The 22,059-nt window shown below is 39.6% G+C and carries 18 protein-coding genes and 1 tRNA gene; 3 read left to right on the top strand and 16 right to left on the bottom strand.

Annotation, left to right across the window (positions count from 1 at the left end; translation table 11 throughout):
* Positions 1-247: 247 nt before the first annotated feature.
* Positions 248-1,324: an iron-containing alcohol dehydrogenase family protein gene (locus ACFW0C_RS01370; RefSeq protein ID WP_378104683.1), complete on the bottom strand. Its 1,077-nt coding sequence runs from the start codon at positions 1,322-1,324 to the stop codon at positions 248-250.
* Between the two features lie 200 nt (positions 1,325-1,524).
* On the opposite strand from ACFW0C_RS01370, the gene ACFW0C_RS01365 reads away from it, so the two are divergent.
* Both ACFW0C_RS01365 and ACFW0C_RS01360 read left to right on the top strand, forming a co-directional pair.
* Complete coding sequence (locus ACFW0C_RS01365) at positions 1,525-2,286, top strand: gamma-glutamyl-gamma-aminobutyrate hydrolase family protein (RefSeq protein ID WP_378104682.1); 762 nt, start codon at positions 1,525-1,527, stop codon at positions 2,284-2,286.
* 210 nt (positions 2,287-2,496) lie between these two features.
* Positions 2,497-2,682, top strand: a complete 186-nt coding sequence (locus ACFW0C_RS01360) for a hypothetical protein (protein ID WP_378104680.1) — start codon at positions 2,497-2,499, stop codon at positions 2,680-2,682.
* A 144-nt stretch (positions 2,683-2,826) separates the two neighbouring features.
* On the opposite strand, the gene ACFW0C_RS01355 is transcribed toward ACFW0C_RS01360, so the two are convergent.
* Entirely contained in the window at positions 2,827-5,502 is a 2,676-nt protein-coding gene (locus ACFW0C_RS01355) for an HAD-IC family P-type ATPase (RefSeq protein ID WP_378104677.1), read from the bottom strand.
* A 387-nt stretch (positions 5,503-5,889) separates the two neighbouring features.
* Positions 5,890-8,226, bottom strand: a complete 2,337-nt coding sequence (locus tag ACFW0C_RS01350) for an ATP-binding cassette domain-containing protein (RefSeq protein WP_378104675.1) — start codon at positions 8,224-8,226, stop codon at positions 5,890-5,892.
* A gap of 162 nt (positions 8,227-8,388) precedes the next feature.
* On the opposite strand from ACFW0C_RS01350, the gene ACFW0C_RS01345 reads away from it, so the two are divergent.
* Complete coding sequence (locus ACFW0C_RS01345) at positions 8,389-8,925, top strand: TetR/AcrR family transcriptional regulator (protein ID WP_378104674.1); 537 nt, start codon at positions 8,389-8,391, stop codon at positions 8,923-8,925.
* Between the two features lie 81 nt (positions 8,926-9,006).
* Here ACFW0C_RS01345 and ACFW0C_RS01340 read toward each other — a convergent pair whose 3' ends face one another.
* The 13 genes from ACFW0C_RS01340 to ACFW0C_RS01280 all read right to left on the bottom strand — a co-directional run bounded on the left by ACFW0C_RS01340 (position 9,007) and on the right by ACFW0C_RS01280 (position 21,918).
* On the bottom strand, positions 9,007-9,366 hold the full coding sequence (locus tag ACFW0C_RS01340; RefSeq protein ID WP_378104672.1) for a glycine cleavage system protein H: 360 nt from the start codon (positions 9,364-9,366) through the stop codon (positions 9,007-9,009).
* A 28-nt stretch (positions 9,367-9,394) separates the two neighbouring features.
* Positions 9,395-10,684, bottom strand: coding sequence for an FtsW/RodA/SpoVE family cell cycle protein (locus ACFW0C_RS01335; RefSeq protein ID WP_378104669.1), 1,290 nt, complete (start codon positions 10,682-10,684; stop codon positions 9,395-9,397).
* A 14-nt stretch (positions 10,685-10,698) separates the two neighbouring features.
* Positions 10,699-11,679 (bottom strand): YihY/virulence factor BrkB family protein, encoded by a 981-nt coding sequence (locus ACFW0C_RS01330; RefSeq protein WP_378104668.1) that lies wholly within the window; start codon positions 11,677-11,679, stop codon positions 10,699-10,701.
* 171 nt (positions 11,680-11,850) lie between these two features.
* Positions 11,851-12,579 carry a hypothetical protein gene (locus ACFW0C_RS01325; RefSeq protein WP_378104667.1) on the bottom strand — a complete coding sequence of 243 codons (729 nt, stop codon included), beginning with the start codon at positions 12,577-12,579 and terminating at the stop codon, positions 11,851-11,853.
* A gap of 1,039 nt (positions 12,580-13,618) precedes the next feature.
* Positions 13,619-13,692: transfer RNA gene (locus ACFW0C_RS01320), tRNA-Arg, on the bottom strand.
* Positions 13,693-13,761: 69 nt separating this feature from the next.
* Complete coding sequence (gene hflX, locus ACFW0C_RS01315) at positions 13,762-14,994, bottom strand: GTPase HflX (protein WP_378104665.1); 1,233 nt, start codon at positions 14,992-14,994, stop codon at positions 13,762-13,764.
* Positions 14,995-15,033: 39 nt separating this feature from the next.
* A complete protein-coding gene (miaA, locus tag ACFW0C_RS01310) occupies positions 15,034-15,984 on the bottom strand; it encodes a tRNA (adenosine(37)-N6)-dimethylallyltransferase MiaA (protein WP_378104664.1) in 951 nt (316 codons plus the stop codon).
* A gap of 19 nt (positions 15,985-16,003) precedes the next feature.
* The gene (recN, locus tag ACFW0C_RS01305; protein ID WP_378104663.1) at positions 16,004-17,698 is read right to left on the bottom strand and encodes a DNA repair protein RecN; all 1,695 of its coding nucleotides are present in this window, start codon (positions 17,696-17,698) and stop codon (positions 16,004-16,006) included.
* A gap of 39 nt (positions 17,699-17,737) precedes the next feature.
* Positions 17,738-18,553, bottom strand: a complete 816-nt coding sequence (locus ACFW0C_RS01300; protein ID WP_378104660.1) for a TlyA family RNA methyltransferase — start codon at positions 18,551-18,553, stop codon at positions 17,738-17,740.
* Positions 18,554-18,573: 20 nt separating this feature from the next.
* Positions 18,574-19,467, bottom strand: a complete 894-nt coding sequence (locus tag ACFW0C_RS01295) for a polyprenyl synthetase family protein (RefSeq protein WP_378104659.1) — start codon at positions 19,465-19,467, stop codon at positions 18,574-18,576.
* Positions 19,467-19,712, bottom strand: a complete 246-nt coding sequence (locus ACFW0C_RS01290; RefSeq protein WP_378104657.1) for an exodeoxyribonuclease VII small subunit — start codon at positions 19,710-19,712, stop codon at positions 19,467-19,469. Before ACFW0C_RS01290 ends, ACFW0C_RS01295 begins: the two co-directional genes overlap by 1 nt.
* Positions 19,713-21,074 (bottom strand): exodeoxyribonuclease VII large subunit, encoded by a 1,362-nt coding sequence (gene xseA / locus ACFW0C_RS01285; RefSeq protein ID WP_378104655.1) that lies wholly within the window; start codon positions 21,072-21,074, stop codon positions 19,713-19,715. It lies immediately after the preceding gene.
* The gene (locus ACFW0C_RS01280; protein WP_378104652.1) at positions 21,067-21,918 is read right to left on the bottom strand and encodes a bifunctional 5,10-methylenetetrahydrofolate dehydrogenase/5,10-methenyltetrahydrofolate cyclohydrolase; all 852 of its coding nucleotides are present in this window, start codon (positions 21,916-21,918) and stop codon (positions 21,067-21,069) included. Before ACFW0C_RS01280 ends, xseA begins: the two co-directional genes overlap by 8 nt.
* Between the last annotated feature and the right edge of the window lie 141 nt (positions 21,919-22,059).

Here is a 22,059-nt window from a genome sequence, read left to right as displayed (position 1 = left end):
CTACTAGTAAGAACCGGACACTTTGTAAAAAAACTGTTTTACAATTAGTCAATTATATCACTTTTCCCCCAAATATAAAAGACTCTACACGCATAAAGCTTCTTCGTCGCTATCATTCTATCATGTTTAATGGACCCACAGCAAAAGTTATTTTGGTAGCCTTCCCCGACTGAAAAAATCCCCAAAAAAAGGACTGCAGCATTTCGCCACAGCCCGCACGCGATGATATAAACGATGATGGATCAAATTATTGGTTTAATTTTTCAACTTCTTGAATAGCATCTTCAACCATTTGACGGTTAATTTCAAATGGTGATGTTTGAATATGATCTAAGGTAAAGGCCTTATCTAATACCGTTTTCAAATCTTCGTCACTTTCAATTTCTAAGGCTTTTAATGACGTTGGTAATCCCACTGAAATCATGAAGTCACGAATTTCTTTTAATTCGTCATATTTTTTAGCCAATTGTAGGACAATTAATACCCCGTAAGATACGATTTCACCGTGCAAGTGTCTTTCCCCTTGAGGTAAGACAGTTACGCCGTAGTAGAATGAGTGGGCAAAGTGACCGTTATAGTCGTGGTCTACTAATACTGACGTATAAGAAGTTGTCCCAAGAATCTCAAATAAAATATTGTCGATAGCAGGTGATTCCTGGTGGGCTTTGGCAGCTTCAAGTGCCGCTAAGCCATTTTTTAAGACACGTTGGTTAGCACCCTGGACAATATGGACACCAATGGTATTATTGTAGGCTAATTCTCGTCCTTCAGCTGAAAAAGATACTTCCACTTCTTTAGAAATTGCGTCACCTATTCCGGCCCAAATGTATTGCTCCGGTGCTTCAGCAATAATAGTTGAGTCGGCAAATGAGTGGACGGCTGGTGCATGTAACCGGTATGAACCCGCTGATTCATGGTCGTCATTATATAAGACGCAAACGGCTGAAGTTGGCGCACAATTTGAGGCAATTGTTGGGAAAGTGAAAATTGGCTTTTCAAGTTTAGCAGAAACTGTTTTACCAGTATCAATGGCACGTCCGCCACCGACCGCAAAAATCATATCTGCTGCTTGAACCTGGTCTAAAGCGACAAGGCGGTCAATGTTTGAATAAGAAGCTTCGCCCCCATACCATTCGATAGTGGTAATGGTTAATCCGGCTGCTTCAATCGCTGGTTTCAATCTTGGTAAAGCCTTCTCCAAAGCAGTTTCTCCACCTATGATGGCTACTTTCTCTCCTGCAAAACCTGCGTATTTTTTAATATCGTCATAGGCATCCGGCCCGATTGTAAAACTTGGTAAATTTACCGATATACTCATCTTCATTTCCTTCTTCCTTAAATTCATTGCAATTAATATACCATTCAATCCTGCAAAATCCGAAGGATCAAGCTCCTTTTTCAGGTATCGATTAGCTATCAATTGTTATCCTTATTTGCTATCAGCTTAAAAAAAGTAGTCTAAGTTGACCCCACCCCAGTGTTTGTTGGTATAATGGATAGGAAATCAAAGTTTGGAGTGACAGTATGAATAATGAAGTATCCACATATAAACAGGTCATCGGTGTTACCGGAAACCATAACGCACTAGATCATGACTGGGATGAATTTATGCGTGATTATAGTCCCCATGGTTATAGCAACTCTTTAACCAAAGCCGGACATATTCCGATTATTATCCCTTTACAAGAAGACTTAGCCTTGGCAGAGCAGTATGTTGCCAAATTGGACGGGATTGTATTTACTGGTGGCCAAGACGTTTCACCACTACTTTACGGCCGTGAGCCTTCGCCTAAATTACAAAGTGTCTATCCCCCACGCGATCGTTGGGAGCGGGCTTTATTTGAAGCTGCCACCAAGAAGAATATTCCGATATTAGGTATCTGTCGCGGTTTCCAACTGATTAATATCCTACTCAATGGGACAGTTTATCAAGATTTAAGCGAATACCCAATCGGTCAGGCCAATGCCGTTCAACACATTCAGAATTGGAGTCGCATGCACTTCCCGCACCACTCAATCCAATTGGAAAAAGGGTCTATCATAAGCAATCTGTTTGATAATCCAAAAACACTGCTAATCAATACCTACCACCACCAAGTGATTGAAGACTTATCACCTCTACTTAAGGCAACAGCCTGGGCCAATGATGGTGTCATAGAATCTTATGAAGTGGACAAGTCCAAATCAACCTATAATATTTTAGGGGTACAGTGGCATCCTGAAATGATGACAAATAACCTTGAGGACAATATGCTACCAATATTTGAGTGGTTCCACAATTTCTAATAAAATTAAACGCTTTCTTTTTCTAGTAAGTTGGTTTGAATGTAATAGCTTTATGTTCAAACTATAACAGAAATTAGAAGGCGTTTTTTCTTGATGAAGTTTAGAAAACTATTGTGGTTGTTTATCCTACCTTTCCTTGTAGATTGTGGGTTAACAGGTGACCCTTGAGATGCCTTTATGACCGTAGAGGACGCCATCATTTAAGAAGATTTGGAACAAATACCCCCGGAATACTTCCTATCAATTGCCGTGAGAACATATGAGTTAGATGATCCGAACATACAGACTGTTGTGGACGCTTATATGACGCCAGAAACCGATGAATACAAGGTTTCTATTAACCCAATCTACACCCCAGTTGGCAACAAGGTGTCGACGCTAATCAAGTCTACTTAGACTACGCGGCTGAACAAGAAAATCAATAAATTTGCTTTCAGAAAAATTTAGGACGATAACAATATAAGTTAACCAAAAAAAGGACTGCAGACAAACCCAAATTTAGGGCAAGTCTGCAGGACTTTTCTATATTGTGATAACAACTTAGCGTGTCGAATTCTTTGTCCGGATATATTTATCTAATTCTGTCACCAATAAGACAATGATTCCTGCACCTATGGCAATCAACCATCCGACCATAGAAATGTTTTCAGTCGAGAAGGCACCTTGCATGAATGGCACATAGGTCAGTAATAATTGTAGAATGATCATCACACCGATAATCAAGAAGGCCATAGGATTGGTAAATGACGCCTTAGAGAAAGCTGACTCGCTAGTACGGATGTTAAAGAGATAAAATATTTTACTCATGACAACCGTATTCACTATAACGGTAGAGGCAACAGCTTCACTAACCCCTTGAGCTAGTAACCAGTCATGGGCAATCAAAGAAATCACAGCCATTAGGACGGATACATAAGCCATCTGCCAAACGTCATGTCGACTCATCAATTTGTTGCCGGTTTTACGCGGTTTCCGGTTCATGATACCAGGTTCAGCTGGTTCGAAAATAAAGGCAAATTGGATGGTTATGGCAGATACCATGTTAATCCATAGTAATTGGGTCGCTTGTAGCGGTAATTCCTTTTGCATCATGATTGTAAAGGCAATAATTAACCCTTCAGCAAATGATGTTGGTAATAGGAAAAGGATACTCTTCTTGATGTTATCGTAGATCCGGCGGCCTTCGCGTATTGCTTGAGACATGGTACCAAAATTGTCATCGGTTAAAACCATATCCGCTGAATCCTTGGCCACATCCGTACCAGAAACACCCATTGCTACACCGATATCCGCGCGTTTGAGGGCAGGCGCATCATTGACCCCGTCCCCTATCATAGCTGTAACCTTGCCTTTGGCTTGCAGCGCTTTGATAATATCTAGCTTGTTTTGTGGTGTGGTTCGGGCAAAAATTTGATTGTCTAAGACAGCTTCCTGGAAGCTAGCTGTATCCATTTGATCCAGTTCAGCACCTGTTACAGCATTAATTTCCTCAGCTAAGCCCAGCTTCGCCCCAATCGCTTTGGCTGTTAGGGGGTGGTCACCGGTAATCATTTTGACATGGACACCTGCTTGATTCATTTCTTTAAGAGAAGCAATCACTTCTTCTCTTGGTGGGTCAATAATCCCTGCGATCCCAAGCAATTGAATTCCTTGATCTAAAATCTGATCGTGAATAGTCGTCGTTTCTTGGTTAATCAGTTGATAACCAACAGCAACTACCCGTTTCCCTTCTTTAGATAAACGACGGACATGGTCTGACCAGAAACTTTGGTCAAAATGGGGGTCTTGTTTCTTCACCATGTCAAATAATTTATCTGGTGACCCTTTTATAAATAGGATCCGTTCTTGTGCATGATTCGTCACTAATTTCGCCATATAGCGGTTGTCCGAATCGAATGGTAACATGTCTAGTTCCGTGTAATCAGTTTGCTCAGGGTAGGCAAATACCTTATGGTAAAGCGTCAAAAATGACCCGTCTGTTGGTTCCCCGTTAATGGTCCAAGGGTTTGCTGCATCTTCATCATTCACTAAGACCGTATCATTGGCCTCATAACCTGCCTCTAAGAATAATTGCAGGATTGAATTTTCTGATGCATGTATACCACTACCACTTACCGGTCGGATCTCACCTTTCGGGGCATACCCATCTCCTGTTACTTCATACACTTGATCAGCCAGGATAATATCCTTGACTGTCATCTCATTCTTTGTGAGGGTACCCGTTTTGTCAGTAGAAATTACATCAACTGAACCCAGCGTTTCGACAGCTGGCAAAGTTTTGATGATGGTATTTTTATTCTTGGCCATATCGCTGACACCCATTGCCAAGACCACTGACGTTGTTGCAGGTAATCCTTCTGGAATAGACCCTACAATCATGGTCACGACTGCAAGCGTCAATACAGAAATGGCATAGGTCTGTTGGATGAGACTCAGAATAAATAAGGCAATGGCAACACCCATGATGACATAGGTAATTCCTTTCCCTAGGCCATCAATCTCCTTCATCAAAGGTGTTTGACGGTCTTCTGTTGCGTTTACCACATCCGAAATTTTACCGATTTCAGTATATTTGCCTGTGGCCACAACGATCCCCTTACCAGACCCGGAGGTTACAGAAGTTGAAGCAAAAGACATGTTCACTCTTTCTGCCAAAGGTGTCGATTCATCTGCTACAAGGTCAACAGCTTTTTCAACGGAGTCTGTTTCCCCTGTTAAAGCCGATTCTTGAATCCGCAAGTTATCTGCTTCAATAATCCGTATGTCGGCAGGTACATTATCCCCAGCTTCTAGGAAGACAACATCCCCTGGGACTAGGTTTTCGGCTGGGATATCTTGACGTACACCATTTCGGTAAACCGTCGCTTCTGCCGATAACATTTCCTTGATCCGTTCTAAGGCATCCGAGGCATTGGCCTCCTGGAAGTAACCGATTAAGGCGTTGACAACCACTACGATACCGATGATGATGGCATCTGAATAATGGCCCATTAATAAGGTCAAAAAGGCCGAGAACATCAAAATATAGATGATGGTGTTATGGAATTGACGCAGTAAAATTCGCCACTTCGATGTTTTGTTGGCGGTTAGTTGGTTGTAACCATATTTTTCCAACAATTTCCTTACTTGCTCTTCGTCCAACCCATCATCGATTGAGTTAACCTGATACTTCTGTCGTATTTCTGACACTGATAATTGATAATCTTTTTTATTCATGAAATTTATTCATCCTTTTTCTTTTTAATCTATTTGAAAACACAAAAAAGCCCCTTATTTAGAAAGCTCTTCTAAACAACGCACTGAAATATGTTTTATTCAATTAAAAAGTAAAGCCATTTAAAAAAGTACCTCTGCTCACCGTCTGTAGAGTCACTAGACATTCGTTTACCACCTCCAATTAGATTAATTAGCATTCTAGCAAATGTATTTTAGCTAGTCAAGAGATTGTACTTTAAGCATCCCTTAAGAAGAAAAAACCACCTAAAGTTGACGGATTTTGCGTTCCTACTTTAGGTGATTCGGGTGATTTTTTTTTTGCAAAATGGCGACTGAAGTTTTGCTAGCAATAAATTAAGATTAAACACTAGCAATAATCAAATAGCATTAATCAGCCCGCAAGGCTTCAGCAGCATCTTTCTTGGCTGCCATTCGAGCTGGAATATGACCACCAAGTACCGTTAATACAGTTGAAATAATCAATAAGACGACTGCATGTACAGGATCTAAGATGGCTACATTTTTAAGGTCCGTTAGGGATTCAATCAGCATATTGATTGGGAATGTTAATAAGTAAGCAGTCCCAACACCAATTAAACCTGATAGCACACCTAGGATTAAAGTCTCAGAGTCAAATACACGGGTGATGTCTTTTTTCCGGGCACCTAAGGCTTTAAGAACACCGATTTCCTTGGTACGTTCAAGAACTGAAGTATAGGTGATAATCCCAATCATGATCATTGAAGTAATTAATGAAATACCGGCAAAGGCAACTAGCACGTAAGTTGTCGCGTCCATAATACCGCCAGTTAATTCAGTCATGGTACCCGCTAAATCTGTATAAAGGATCTTCTCGTCTTCAGATTTGCCTTCGTTGTATGCATCTAAATAGGCAAGAACGTCGTCTTTCGTTTCAAAGTCTTTAGGGTAAATCATGATAGATGACGGGATTGGGTTAGCGCCAAGTGCAGTTAAAACTTGTTCTTTACCCGCTTCATCTAAGCTTTCGCCTGTAAGAACTGAACTGTCACTATCATTTTGTGCTTGAACGATGGCTGAATTTTGATTATTTTCAATCACTGTTTCAGTCAAGCCGTTTGAATAGTTAATCCCTTCAGTTAAGATTGCCATAGTGGCGTCTTCTTTTGGACGAATAACTGCTGATACGCGTAAAGTTTGATTATTTTCGTTATCGTAAACAGCATTTAAATCTTGGTTTGGCATGTATGTTCCAGTTGGTAATTCTTGATAGTAAGCGTCGTTTGAAGCGGCCACTATTTCGGTACCAACGATGTCTTCAAAGGCAATTTCGTCGCCGTTCTCATAGTCAAATCCTAGATTATTCAATGCATTTAAGTTGACCTTGTTGTATTCGTCAACCACTAAGACAATATCCGTTTCTTCAGTAGGTAAGTCCCCTTCAAGCACGTCGTAGTTTTCCGATAAGAAGTCATTCTCATCTCCAGAAGTTGCTTCTGGGAAAGTGGAAGCGCCCATACCTGACGATGTCGCATAGAAACTTTGGATGTCGGCGGTAGCTGAATCTTGAGCGTAATTAGAAAAGGCAACTTGCTCAACTTCCCCATCTACATCGCGTAAAAGGTTCAACTGGGCGGAATAAGTATAGTTTAAAGCCTCAGTCAAGGCTGGGTCGATGTCTTTCACGTACTCAACTAAATCAGTGGTAATATCATTCTCATGTTGACTAGCTGAAGCTGGGTCTTCGTTGGCAATCACTGTATTACCATCTGGGTATTCTGTTTCTTCTTCAGTTGATAGCGTGAAATTAGAGGCATCTCGTGCAACTCGTGATATGGTTACCGGGAATTGAGCACTCGTTTCCGCCTGGGTTGAATCAATCTGCTTTTGGAAACCATTTGATAGAGATAGGACAACCGCAATTGAAATAATCCCAATACTTGAAGCGAAAGACGTGATAAAGGTCCGCCCTTTTTTAGTCATGATATTTTTGAAGGATAGGTTTAAAGCGGTTAGGTAAGACATACCCGTGCGACGCATATCTAAGATTGCATCCGCATCCTTGTTATCGTATGGATTTGAGTCATTTAGCACTTCACCGTCTTTAAAATTAATGATACGGTTGGCATATTGGTGGGCTAATTCCCCATCATGCGTAACCATGATCACCAATTTTTCAGTCGCTAATTCCTGGATCAAGCCCATAATTTGTTGGCCTGTTTCAGAATCCAAAGCGCCTGTTGGCTCATCACATAATAATACATCCGGATCATTGGCTAAAGCACGTGCAATCGCCACACGTTGCATTTGACCACCAGATAATTGGTTGGGTTGCTTGTGCATATGGTCCTTTAAGCCCACACGAATCAAAGCATTTTTCGCTTTTTCCCGTTTCTCTTCTTTCGCCACACCAGACAAAGTCATCCCTAATTCAACGTTAGATAGGACATCTAAATGACTGATGATATTATATGACTGGAAAACAAATCCGATTGAATTATTCCGGTAAGCGTCCCAATCAATGTCTTTGAAGTTTTTTGTTGACTGGCCGTTGATGACCATATCACCAGAGTCATACTGGTCTAAACCACCAATCACATTTAAAAGTGTTGTTTTCCCTGAACCTGAAGGCCCTAAGATAGCAACGAATTCTTGTTTTCTAAAAGCTAACGATACATCATTTAAAGCATGCGTTACCGTATCGCCCACTTCATAAGTTTTCTTGAGGTTTTTTAATTCAAGCATTTACATAAGACTCCTTTTATTTTTACTGCTTTCATAGCTTATTATATATCAATTTTCAAGGCTAGCACAAACTAGGACAAAGTGTCTTATTTTGTGCAGTTATGATAAGATTTTAAAGAGTACAAGCTTATTTTACCCTAAAGATTGAAAAAGGACGAACAAATGACGACAAGTAATAAAGCATTACAAACAAGAGAATCCATCAAGTCAGCCCTCTTAAATTTGATGGTCGACCAACCCTTCACCACTATCACCATTCAAGATATCGTCAAAGAAGCTGATCTAAACCGGTCGTCTTTCTACCGTTATTTTGATGATAAATACGCCGTGGTTGAAGAAATCGAAAATGAAATTATCGATAATTTAAAAAACGAGGCTATTGGTCAAGTTGAAGAGTTGTTCGCTCAAACAAGTAAATACGAGGTGCTTTTTTATATTCTGAACAAATTTTCCAAAGATACTACCCGATCAAGCATCCTTTTAGGCGAAAATGGCGACCCCTCCTTCGTCCATAAAATGACCAAGTCTGTTAAAGAAAATTTCCCAGCCGATGTGAGACAAATGGAAATTCCTAGTAAATTTGATGAATTAGCCAATGATTTGAAGGCCTCTGCCGTCATCAATTTCCTGGCTAAATTTGAAGCGTACAATAAGAAATATACCATCGAAGAAATTGCCTACTTCTTTTCATTGATCTAGCAATGTAGCAACTATTGCTTATTAAAAAAATGGACCTTTTAAAGCCGCATGTTTGGCTAAGAGGTCCAGTTTTTTGCTTATTTAGTTTTCAATCGGTGGATCTTCAGATAAGAAATCCGACCACTTGATTGCGTGATTGCTTTTTGTGACAACCAACCATTTAAGGTTTTCATCATCTTCGTTCAGCAACTCAGGTTGGTCCGCTAATGATTCATTTTTCGAAATAATGTCTGCTGAAATTGGTGCCAGCATGTCTGTGACAGCTTTAGACCCTTCAACTGAGAAAAATGGCTCACCCACAACCAACTCATGATCATTGAAGAAAGCGAAGTAAGAAACCTCACCAACTGCATCTGACCCATAAGCAGAAAGGCCGATACGAACTGTGCCGTCAGCTTGCTCTTCAAGATACAAGCCCTCTTTACTATAAACTTTATGCATGTGTTTCACCTCTAAGATAATTCAAAAACTAGGTTAGTTTATCAATCAATTTTTGTGGGATTAAACGGTTGCCCCAGCGAACGGCTCTCACAACCGGATTCTTGCTTAAGTGTTCATCGTCCAAGCCCTCATTATATTTGATTGACAGTATTAAACCAATACTCAGCATACTCGTGATTAAGGCCGTACCACCGGCTGAAATTAGTGGTAATGGAATACCTGTCAGCGGTAAAAGCCCGATAGACATCCCAATATTTTCAACAATATGGAAGGTGAACATCATGACTACACCTGAAACCATTGACGCATAGAAGGCGTCGTGGGCTCTAAAGGCCACTGAAATCATTTGGAATATTAAGATGAAGTATAATAAGACGACAAAGCTTGACCCAAGGAAACCAAAGTTTTCACCGATAGTAGAGAAAATCATATCCGATTCTCGAACTGGGACGTGAACTTGAAATTGACCAAGCCCTTTTCCAAGGATGCCCCCCGAACCTATTGCCTTCAAACTTTGCGCCAACTGGTAAGATTCATTGGCCGAATTACCGAATGGATTTAACCATGAATCGATACGGGCGAATTGGTAGTCTTGGAAGCCTAATGCATATAGTAAATCCCGTTGATAGACTACCAAGATAATCAATATTAAGCCGATAACCGCAAATGATAGGAATGCCGGCAAAATAATATACCAGGTAATTCCTGACACGAATATGACACCGATAAACATCATTAAGAATACCAAGGTTGTCCCCAAGTCATTCTGTGCAATGATTAAAGCAACCGGTGGGATAGTCCATAAAGTAATTTTTAATAAGAATCGCGCATCAAATTTAACTCGTTCCATCATGACCATGTCTTCAATACCAAGACGACGGCCTTCATCATTGTAGCCTTGAACTAAATAAGCCATCATGATGATATAAGCAACCTTCATTAACTCTGAAGGTTGAAGAGATAACGGTCCAATGGTAATCCATGAATGCGCCCCATTGGTCACGGCTAATTCACGGTCATAGAATATCAATACTAATACTAGTAAAACTAGCCCGAACCCGTAAGCTACCGGTGCAAAGTGATATAAGGTTTTCCGGTCAAGCTGCATCACAACAGCTGCCGCTACAGCCCCTACCGCAAACCAAGCTATTTGCATAATAGTTTGGGAATAGGACCCTGAATCATATTGTAAATATGTCGTTGAAAAAATAGTCACGATACTCACCAAAGCTAACAACGTGACGCATATGACGATAGTGATATCGACTCTACTCGTTGGTTTCTTCTTTAATCGCCGATTTGACGAACGTTTTTCCAAAATAATGCGCCCCTTTAATCTCTATTTCTTTGTGGTCGTGCAGGGTTATCCAAAATAACGATATCTCCTGGTTGACGCTTTAATGTACCTATTGCGATTGTCTTTTTATCCATAAAAGGGAAACTCGCAGATGTTGTTGTATGGTAGTTTGGACTTGAATCGATGAATTCTTCCACATTGTTTAAACGGTAAATAATATGGTTAATCATGGCACCTGCAATCAACACGATTGATGTTAACCAAAGGTAGATCATTAATACAATGAATACTCCGATAGTCCCGTTTGACACTGATGAACCACCAAAATTATTCACATAGAATGAAAATCCACCCGACAGAACAGCAGAAAGCAGTGTCGCTACAACCGCTCCTGGTACCGCGAACTTAAGCGGATACTTGTGATGTGGAATGAATTGGTAAATAAAAGTAAATACCAGAATCAAAACAAGCAATAGAATTGGCCATTTTACACTGGTAAAAATATCAAACAACTGCATTGGCACGTCTATGAATTGGTTTACTGCTTCTAGAAGTGTTTGTCCAAATACGAACAGGGTACTTAATGCCACAGAAAATATGACTAAAACGAAGGCAATGGCAAAGGAAAATAAGCGCGAAATAATAAAATTCGGTTTATCTGTAATGCCATAGGTTCGGTTTAAAATATTTTGTACGGTTCCAAAAGCAGTAGAGCCAGACCATAGAATCAATATGAAGGAAACAGAAAGCGCACCAGTTGTGTCTGATGATAAGTAAGACTCCAACGTAGGCACAATAATAGGCTCCACTTGGTCAGGTAATAATGTTTCAAGTAATCCAACAACTGAATCTGGATCAAACGGTAACATCGGTATAATGTTGGCAATCATCATCAATAGCGGGAACAGAGATAGTAGAAAGTAATAGGACATTTCTGCAGCACTACCAGCAATATTTGCCTGATTAACCGAGGCTAAGGTCATTGGAATAATTCGATCTTTCAATTTGTCTTTCACACTTGCCACCTCAATTCTTTACTCTTAATACTACTTAATTTAGGGCTATTTAACAAGTTTTCTTCCTGATTTAAAGCAAATAAAAACTGGTGGTTAAATCGCATGCTATATACCCGTTAGCACCAATTATAAATCACCAGCCTTAAATTTATTTGTATGCACTAAGCGATTCTATTGTCCCGTATTTTGCCAAGTACCACTCACAACATCCATCACCATCAAAGTGCCTGAATAAGCATCATAACGGTAAGTTGCAATCAGGTTTGTATGTCCTTGTCCATCAGGAGATTGACGATAAACATCTACTTGTGCTAAATCTTCATTCACCAATGTTGGTAAGAAGAAATATTCGTCAGATTGGTATGCACCTTGCGAATCAGCAGAAATTAAAGGCGCTGCTTCAGCCAACAAGTCACGCGCACGTGTATTGTCGAAAGCCCCTTGGTTACCTTTTGCTTGACTAGAACTTGCGTGAGTCCCTTGATCTTCCACTTCGCTAGATGGTACCGCTTCTGAAGATGGTGAAGTTATTTCAGGTTCTGCTGCAATGATAGAAGATTCAATCTCGTCAGTTGTCATGGCTTGTGCAGTTGCAGCTTCACTCGCCACCGATGAATCCGCCACAACTTCTTCAGAAGTTTGTATTGTTTCATCACTTGACGCTAAAGTATCGTCGCTTGAAGCTTCTGAATCAGCATCAGCAGATGCCTCACTTGAAGAAGAGCTATCAGCTTCTACAACATTTAAAGAAGCACTCTCAGACGATGTTGAAGAAGAAGCACTTTCTTCACTTGATGAGGATTCATCTGAATACATACCCAAAGCAGAATCAACATTTTCACAAGCCGCCAATGATAAAGCTAATAAAGAAATACCTAATAATGAATATACTTTTTTCATGGTCCTACCTCCCATTTATCTTATAACTATTTTATCATAACAAATCAAATCGCAAGCCATAAATGTCGTATCTTTACAAAAGGTTAACTATTTCATGAATACAAGATTACGCTCTAGTAAAATTTGGCCTACCTTCACACTTTCATTATAGCAAAACACCCAGCATAACCATATTGATGTGACTATGAAAATGAACAAAATAATACAATCTATGAGAAATACACGTTGATTCTAATCAATTCCTTTTAAATTATTCTATTATGAATTTAAGTATGGGATTCATCTCTGTATATTTGAAGATAAAATAGATAAAATATATTTTCATGTTTTATTCTAAAATAAAGAATAAAAAATATAGTTTCTAATTAGGCAAGTCTTCCATTTTTTGTAAAATACAGTGCATCGAATCACTCACCACTCTTTAATTGTCTTTTTCTTTATATGGGTTGTGGGTATGACAGTCGCTTTTTGTAAGTTGTGCGCTTCTGTACTTTTATTTCTTAGACATCACATAAGTAGTCATGCCCACGAGGGTCACGAATCAAAAAAAGATTATCGTTTTAATTAGCTATCAAATTCTTTATCAATTCCATTCGACAGAAATTATTCTTCGTTCTAATCTAGAGGCAGAACGCTTGTTAGAAGAATGAACTTTAATTGAATGAATTTTCTACATACCTATTACCAGTTGACTAATAAATAATTGAGAATTTGATTGCTACGAACTTGATAGTAATGTGTTATTGATATCATAATGAGATTATTTACCATTATGGACACTGTGATTAGCAGAAATAATAAGGGTATCAAAGAGAAAAAAGGCAAAAAGACTAACAACGTCAAATATCAAAAAATAGAGGATGCCATTTTCCAAGCTATATTAAATATTTATGCTCATGTAACTAAAAATGAACATAAATACACCTCTAAAAAATTCAATTCATGCATTTTTAGCCCCACTAGTTGGTAAAAAAAGTTTTCAACAAAAAACCGCTATACACCAACACTTAAATGTTGATATATAGCGGTTTTCACTTAATGTTAAGAGTGGGATTCGAACCCACGACCTACGGTTTAGAAGACCGTTGCTCTATCCAGCTGAGCTATCCTAACAAAAGCCGTCATGTTTAGATGACAACTATTAAATTTTATACCAAGATAGCAATGTCTGTCAAGTGCATTTTACTCAGACTTAGGCAATTGTAAATATTTGGGTTTAAATAAATGCAATTCGTATTGCTGAGACACTTCGTCAAATTCCATCTTTTCAAAATAAATATGGTCTTGCAGTCCCATCCAATTACCGATTTGACTCGGTGAAACAGCAATTTCAACTTCATCATATTGGTCTTTCAATTCATTGACGATGGCTGCTAACAGATCTTCAATGCTTTCTACAGACTTGGCACTAATCTGCACGTTTGGCTGATTAAAGGCCAAGATCGCTTGGTTTGTATGCGCCACTTTATCCATTTTGTTATAAACGAATAAATGCGGAATATCCAACATATCTAATTGCTTCAAAGTATCTAGGACGACCGCTTCCTGTTCGCTTGCATACGGCGATGACGCATCAATCACGATCAACATCAAGTCCACCTGACGACTTTCTTCCAAGGTTGAATGGAATGAATCGATAATTTGTGGTGGTAAATCTTGTATGAATCCTACCGTATCCGTAATGGACATTTGGAAATGATTGTTGAGTGAAAATACCCGTGTTAGGGGTGTTAAGGTGGCGAATAATTGGTTTTCTTCCAAGGTATCCGCTTGGGTCAAGGCGTTTGTAATTGTTGACTTGCCTGCATTAGTATACCCAATTAAGCCCAATTGGAAAATGGCGCCCTTTTCCCGGTTCTCACGAGTCCGACTACGGTGTTTCTCAACTTCTTTCAACTCACCCTTAATGCGTTGAATCTCGTTACGAAGCACCCGACGATCTTGCTCAATTTTCGTTTCACCAGGACCTCTCGTCCCAATCCCCCCACCAAGTCTAGATAGGGCATTATAATTCCCTGCTAAACGCGGTAATAGGTATTCGTTTTGCGCTAAAGCAACCTGTAGCTTACCTTCTTTTGAAGTTGCCCGCATAGCGAAAATATCCAAAATTAATTGAATCCGGTCAATCACTGGGAAATCTACTGCCAGTTGTAGGTTGTTATTTTGTGACGGCGTTAATTGTTGGTAGAAAATGATTAAATCAGCTTCATTTGCATCTGCATGCATAGCCAATTCTTCCACTTTCCCCTTACCAATTAGGGTTCTAGCGTCAAACCTTTCCCGTTTTTGTGAAACGAGTCCAACCACTTCTCCCCCTGCCGTATTCACTAACTCCTCTAACTCTTCCATTTGCATATCAAATTGACGGTCACTAATGTCAGGTGTCTGAACTGCTGCTAATAAAACTTGTTGCATACTTCCTCCTTCTGAACCGAAAATCTAAATAAATTCAAATTAAGGCAAACTAGCCGCATTCAAAAAATCTTCTACTAGTTTTATAGCCTGTTGCAAATTTTCAGGATGCGTTACTAAATCTAGCCAATGCGCATCTGTTAATCGATTTCTGATCCATGTTATTTGTCGTTTGGCATAACGTCTTGAATTTTGCTTTAAATCTTCAAGCGCTAATTCAAGTGGCATTTCACCTCGAATATAAGGGAATAATTCCTTATACCCGATAGCTTTCATTGATTGTTGATCCTCATCTAAGTTTTGCGCCAACAACCATTTCGTTTCTTCAATAAGTCCTTGGTTGACCATATCATCGACCCGCATATTGATTCTCTCATATAATACTTGCCGATCCGTATTTAAAGCGATAACCAACAAGTCAAAAGGTGACACGTGATTTTCATGCGTTTCCGATTGGTCTGAAAATAGCCGGTTCGAAAAAGTCCCGACTTCTAAAGCCCGAATGACTCTACGTAAATTATTGGGATGAATTTGGTCTGCTGCTTTAGGGTCTAAGTCAACCAATTTCTGGTAGACTGCTTCATTCCCTTCCATTTGCGCTAACATTTCCATTTGCGCACGGAATTCAGGATGTTCCAAATTTTTACCACCTAAGGATAAGTCATATATAAAGGATTCCAGATATAAGCCAGTTCCCCCAACTAATATAGGGACTTTTCCTTTTGCCAAAATAGCTTCCATAGCCGACTTAGCATCTTCTTTAAAGCGAGATGCTGAGTATTCCTCGTCCACTTTAACATAGGAAACTAAATGATGGACAGCTTGCGCTTGCTCACTTTCAGTCGGTGTTGCTGTCCCAATATCTAGATTTTGGTAGATTTGCATGGAATCACCGTTAATAATTTCGCCATTAAATGCTTTGGCTAATTTTAAAGATAAACTGGTCTTCCCTACACCCGTAGGCCCAGCAATCACTATCATCTTAGGCTTCATCCACCCACTCCTCCTAGCATTAGCGAAGGTTCGCTTTAAATTGTCGGTCTTCTTCAATTTGTTCAGCCGCTGCTTGCTTGGCAACTGCTGTAATATTAGAACCCGTTAGCATTCTTGCGACTTCGTCTATCCGTTCTTCATTTGTTAGCAATCTTACATTTGTATATGTGCGGTTGCTGTTTTCCTCTTTAGAGATGAATAATTGGTGGTCTGCCATCGATGCCACTTGCGGTAAATGCGTAATACATAATACCTGAGCCTTAAGGGCAATTTCAAACATTTTGGTAGCGATAGCTTGAGCCACACGCCCAGATACTCCCGTATCCACCTCATCAAAGATAATTGCTGTTACCCCCGATGCATTTTGGAAAATAGTTTTCATTGCTAACATCAACCGAGATAACTCCCCACCTGATGCGACCTTAACAAGCGGCTTAAATGGCTCACCAAGGTTAGTGGCAATCATAAAGGCCACGTCATCCATCCCATAAGGTCCTAATTCATCTAGCGCTAACATATCAACCCGGAATTTAGCCTTTTCCATGTAAAGGGCCTGCATTTGTCCTTCAATGGCCTTCACTAAACCTGCTGTCGCAGATTTTCTACTCTTAGATAATTCTTCTGCAAAAGCTAGTGCATTTGTTTGCGCTTTTTTTACTGTATCCTTTAATTTTTGTTGATTCGACTCGCGGTTTTCAATTTGTTTCAACTCTTCTTTTGCTGTATCCAAATAATTTAACACGGATTCAGTGTCCTCACCATATTTACGAGTCAGATTTTTATATACCGCTAATCGTTCGATGATGTCATCTAAACGATTAGGGTCATAGTGCAGTTGATCTACCTGGTCTGAAATACTTGAGGCTAAATCCTGTAAGGCGTAATAAGTCCCCGTTGTTTGTTCATAAAAATCACTATAGGTCGTGTCAAAGTCACGGATGGTTTCAAGTTCGCCAATCACTTGACCGACTAGATCGATAATATTCAAATCAGCATTAGACAGCAAATTATTGCTTGCACCTAAAGCATCAGCAATTTTTTGAAAGTTTTGCAATTGATCACGTTCACTAATTAAAGCCTGATCTTCACCCACTTGTAAATTCGCCGATTCAATTTCATTGATTTGGAATTTTAGTAAATCAACGCGTTGGGCAGCTTCTTGCTCGTTTAGATTTTGACTATCTAATTGCTTTTTCGCAGTTTGATAGGTTGCATAAGCTTCTTGGTAGCTAACTAGTTTATCAGCAATTTCATGCTTAGCAAAATGGTCTAGCAAATGAATATGATTGCTCGTGTTCATTAAAGACTGGTGCTCATTTTGCCCATGGATATCTACAATGTGTGTACCTAAAGCTTTGAGCATGCTAACGGTCATGGATACACCATTAACTTTGATTGTATTTTTCCCATTGGTATCTAGCTGACGGACAATCATTAATTGGGCATCATCAAAAGGAATATCATTATCAGCCAACATATTGCGGCCTTCTTCAGATAAATCAGGCATGTAAAAGATCCCTCGTAGGTCAAATTTCTCGCTACCATAGCGAATGAAATCTATTGATCCACGACCACCGACTAACAAGCCAACAGCATCAATAATAATGGACTTCCCGGCCCCTGTTTCACCAGTTAGGACAGTCATGCCTGAATCAAAATCAATTGTTAAATCTTCTATAATTGCAAAATTTTTAATTGTAAGATGCTGAAGCATTTACATCTCTCCCCTTATGTAACCCTATAGATACCCTCGTTAATGAAACACTGAATGTGCCTCTTCGATGACCGCATCAATATTTATTGCGGAATCAATTTGGCCAGGTTCACCTTCTGTATTCGTTAATAGCATTAAAAACTCAATATTCCCAGTACCACCAGTAATTGGCGAATAGGTTAAACCTGAAACATCGTAACCAAGTCCAATTGCTGTTTGCATGGTATGTTCAATCACTTCTCTATGGACTTTCTTATCCCGAACGATTCCTTTTTTACCAACTTTATCTTTACCGGCTTCAAACTGTGGTTTCACTAAAGCAGCCACTTGTCCACCGATTTTAAGAATTGGGCGTAAAGGTGGTAAAATCAAATCTAAAGAGATGAAGGATACGTCAATTGTTGCGATATCTGGTTGACCGGCTACAAAGTCTTCAGGCTTCGAATAGCGGAAATTTGTTTGCTCCATCACCACAACCCTGTCATCAGAACGTAATTTCCAGTCTAGCTGATTGGTCCCCACATCCAGTGCGTAGGACATACTAGCACCATTTTGCAAGGCAACATCTGTAAATCCACCAGTTGAAGAGCCAATGTCTAGCACTTTCTTCCCGGTAAAGTCGATGTCAAAAGACTCCATGGCTTTAACTAATTTGAAACCACCACGAGATACAAAAGGCACATCTTCCCCTTTTAAAGTCAATTGCGTCGTTACCGGTAACTTTTCACCTGGTTTATCTACCCGTAAGGCTTTTTCGGTATAAATTTGTCCAGCCATAATAAAACGTTTGGCCTTTTCACGCGAATCCGCTAATCCCTGGCGAACGACTAAAATATCCGCTCTTTCTTTCTCCATTAATTCACCCCTTTTTTCAATTAAATTTTTAAGTATTTCAAGAAGCCAGCTAATAATTCCACGTCAAATGCTGGTTGAATTGTTTGAATTTGATCTAATAAACTTTTACATGAATCTATTTTATCAGACAAAGCGCTTAAGGCACCATTAGTACCCATTATTGACGGGTAAGTATTTTTATCAAGCTCTGCATCTGAATGGTTCAATTTACCGCGCGCTTCGTCCGTCCACATCACTTCTTGTAAGTCATTTTGGATTTGGTAAGCGATCCCGTATGTCCAAGCGAAGTCATCTAATAAGGCAACAACTTCACTAGAAACTTGAGCAATTTGTCCTCCTGCAAAAATAGCATAGCGAATCAATTCACCAGTTTTGCGCTTATGGATATTTTGTAGCGATTGCAAATTTATTTGTTTGCCTTCTGAATCAACATCCATGATTTGCCCAGCAATCATACCGGTAGATCCGGCTGCCTTTGACAATTCCGCAATTAAATTTACTTTCGTTTTCGCATTTTCGATTTTTGAGTCATTTGCAATTAAAGCAAATGAATCCGTTAGCAAAGAGTCGCCAGCAAGGATAGCTGTCGCTTCATCAAAGGCTTTATGGTTAGTCAGTTTACCACGGCGGTAATCATCATTGTCCATGGCTGGTAGGTCATCGTGAATTAAAGAATATGTATGGATATACTCTAAGGCAATAGCAGTATTCAAGCCAATTTGAATGTCAACGTTTAGCGCTTTTAAAGTAGCCAACAATAACATTGGTCGGATGCGTTTGCCACCCGTATTTAAAGAATAAACCATTGATTCCTTCAATTGCCCAGGTTGGGCGTGACCAAATTGGTCAAGAGACTTCAGAATAGCTTCGTCTAAGACTGGTAATTGGTTTTCCATAAAAATAGTTGCATCCATTACTGGTCACCTTGACTCGATGGTTCTTCAAATACTTCTAATTGACCATTTTCTGTTATCAATTTTGTCATTGTTTCTTCAGCGTTTTCTAAAGTTTGGCTGCAATATTTGCTTAAAATCATGCCGTCTTGAAAAGCGTCCATTGATTCTTCTAATTTGATATCGCCAGATTGTAGTCGATTAACAATTGCTTCTAGTTTTTCTAACGCCTCTTCAAACGATAGTTTTGAGGTATCGATAGCCATTTATGATTCTCCTTTTATTTTAGAAAATTGTTTCTTGTCTGTTCCAGTAATTTGTGCAGTAATGCGGCCATCCGCTAATTGAATGGCTAATGGATCACCAATATCCACTTTTGTGATGGAATCTATCGGTTCTTGTTTACTTGTCACATAAGCAAAACCTTTACTCATCCGTTTTAGTGGTGATAAAAGATCCAGTCGAGACATCGCTTTTTGCAGTTGATATTCCTTAGACCTTACCTGTTGGCTCTGGCTATTAATTAATTGGTGTTGCATATACTGTAATTTTGTCCGGTAATTGCCTAATGTAATTGCAGGTGATGCTTGGTTTAGCCTTTGGTCTAAGTGCTGTGCACCAACTTTTTGTGCTTTCAAGTAGCTTTCTTGCGACTGAACCAATTGTGCCTGTAAGTTTTTTAATTTTAATTGGTGCCCTTCATATAGTCGCAACGGTTGGCGGAAAATATAGGCGTTTTGATATTCTAATAATCGCTGTTTTAAATATTGTATACGATTAACCTGCGCTCGATATAATCGCGCCTGCAATTCTTGAATGCGAATCAACTCTTCTGACAAGACTGGTGTAGCAATTTCTGCAGCAGCTGTTGGCGTCGCTGCTCTTTGATCGCTGGCAAAGTCAACGAGGGTTGTATCTGTTTCATGACCGACTGAGGAAATAATAGGGATGTCTATTTTCCGGACGGCACGAACGACCTTCTCCTCGTTGAATGGCCACAAGTCTTCAATCGATCCACCACCGCGGCCGATAATCACTGTATCATAATCACCGTGTGCGGACACTCGTTCTAAATTCTTCACCAATTCGTCGGCAGCGTACTTGCCTTGTACTGCGGTTGGGTACAAGGTCAATTGCACAATTGGGTACCGACGCTTAACAGTTGTAATGATATCTCTAATTACAGCGCCTGATGGAGAGGTAATGACTGCAATATTTTTGGGAAATCTTGGAACCGGCTTCGGATCAAAATCAAAAAGGCCTTCTTCAGTTAACTGTTTCTTTAATTGCTCATAGCGCTGGTAAAGAGCACCTACACCATCTGGCTCAAGGTGGTCAATATACAACTGATAACGACCAGTCGCATTAAAAACACCGATACGGCCAATTGCTAAGACTTTCATCCCATCTTCTAAATCAAATTTCAGCTGGTTAAAAGCATTGGCAAACATGACCCCAGATAATACCGCATGGTCATCCTTCAACGAAAAGTATTGATGTTTAGCGCGTTTTCTATAATTTGATACTTCACCCGTTACATAGACCTGGTGTAAATAAGGGTCCTTTTCAAATTTGGTGGCAATATATTGCGTCAACTGGCTAACAGTTAAATAATTCTTATCAGACAATACCTGTCACTTCCTCTAATCTATCAATCATCTGTTTAAATACCATTAATTTGGTGACTGGCCCAACACCACCTGGTACTGGTGTAATGGCATGGGTTTTCTCTGCGACATTTTCAAAGTCTACGTCACCAGTAACTTTACCATTTTCATCATATGTAGTCCCAATATCAATCACTGTCGTGCCTGGTGAAACCATATCTTCTGTTAAGAAGTTCGGAATACCGACGGCAACACAAATAATATCAGCAGACCGCGTTAATTCTGCCATATTTTCCGTTTGACTGTGGGCAATCGTTACAGTAGCCCCACGTTGTAACATCAATTCTGCTAGTGGTTTTCCAACGATTGTAGACCGACCAATCATCACAGCACGTTTACCTCTAAAAGTCGTATTGACTTCGTCCATCAAGGTGATTGCTGAAAGTGGTGTATTCGGTACCCGGCTTTGATTACCAGCTAATAGGTTTCCTAAATGTACAGGGTGAATGGCATCTAAATCTTTATCCGGATCAATCGCAATATTGATTTTTTGTACGTCAATTTGTTTTGGTAAAGGCATTTCAATCATGATACCTTGTACTGTTTTATCTTCATTATACTGTTGAATTACAGCCAACAATTCTTCTGTTGTCGTATTGCTTGGGCAAGAAATCAATTCGTTTGCCACACCAATTTTGTCAGCGAATCTCATCTTGGTTCGTGCATATGATGCACTTGCTTCATCATCACCACAAAGAATAATGACTATTTTAGGGTGAATGCCGCTATCTTTCAATTCACTTACTCTTTGTTTCAATAACTCAGTTTGAACTTTAACATATTCTTTCGAACGAATTTCTATCATAATTGCCCACCTTATCCATAATGTAATGTAACAAGTATATCGAAAGTTGAGCCATAATAACAGTCTTGTAGTGGCAATATAATTAAATTATACCTATATACATTTAAAAAAACCGGGACTCTGGTCCCGGTCTCTTGCACT

This window comes from Aerococcus sp. NPDC058936 (assembly GCF_042741995.1).
In the GTDB taxonomy this organism is placed as follows: Bacteria; Bacillota; Bacilli; order Lactobacillales; family Aerococcaceae; genus Aerococcus.
Note: the sequence above shows the minus strand (reverse complement) of the source record. Positions and strands in the feature narration are given on the sequence as shown.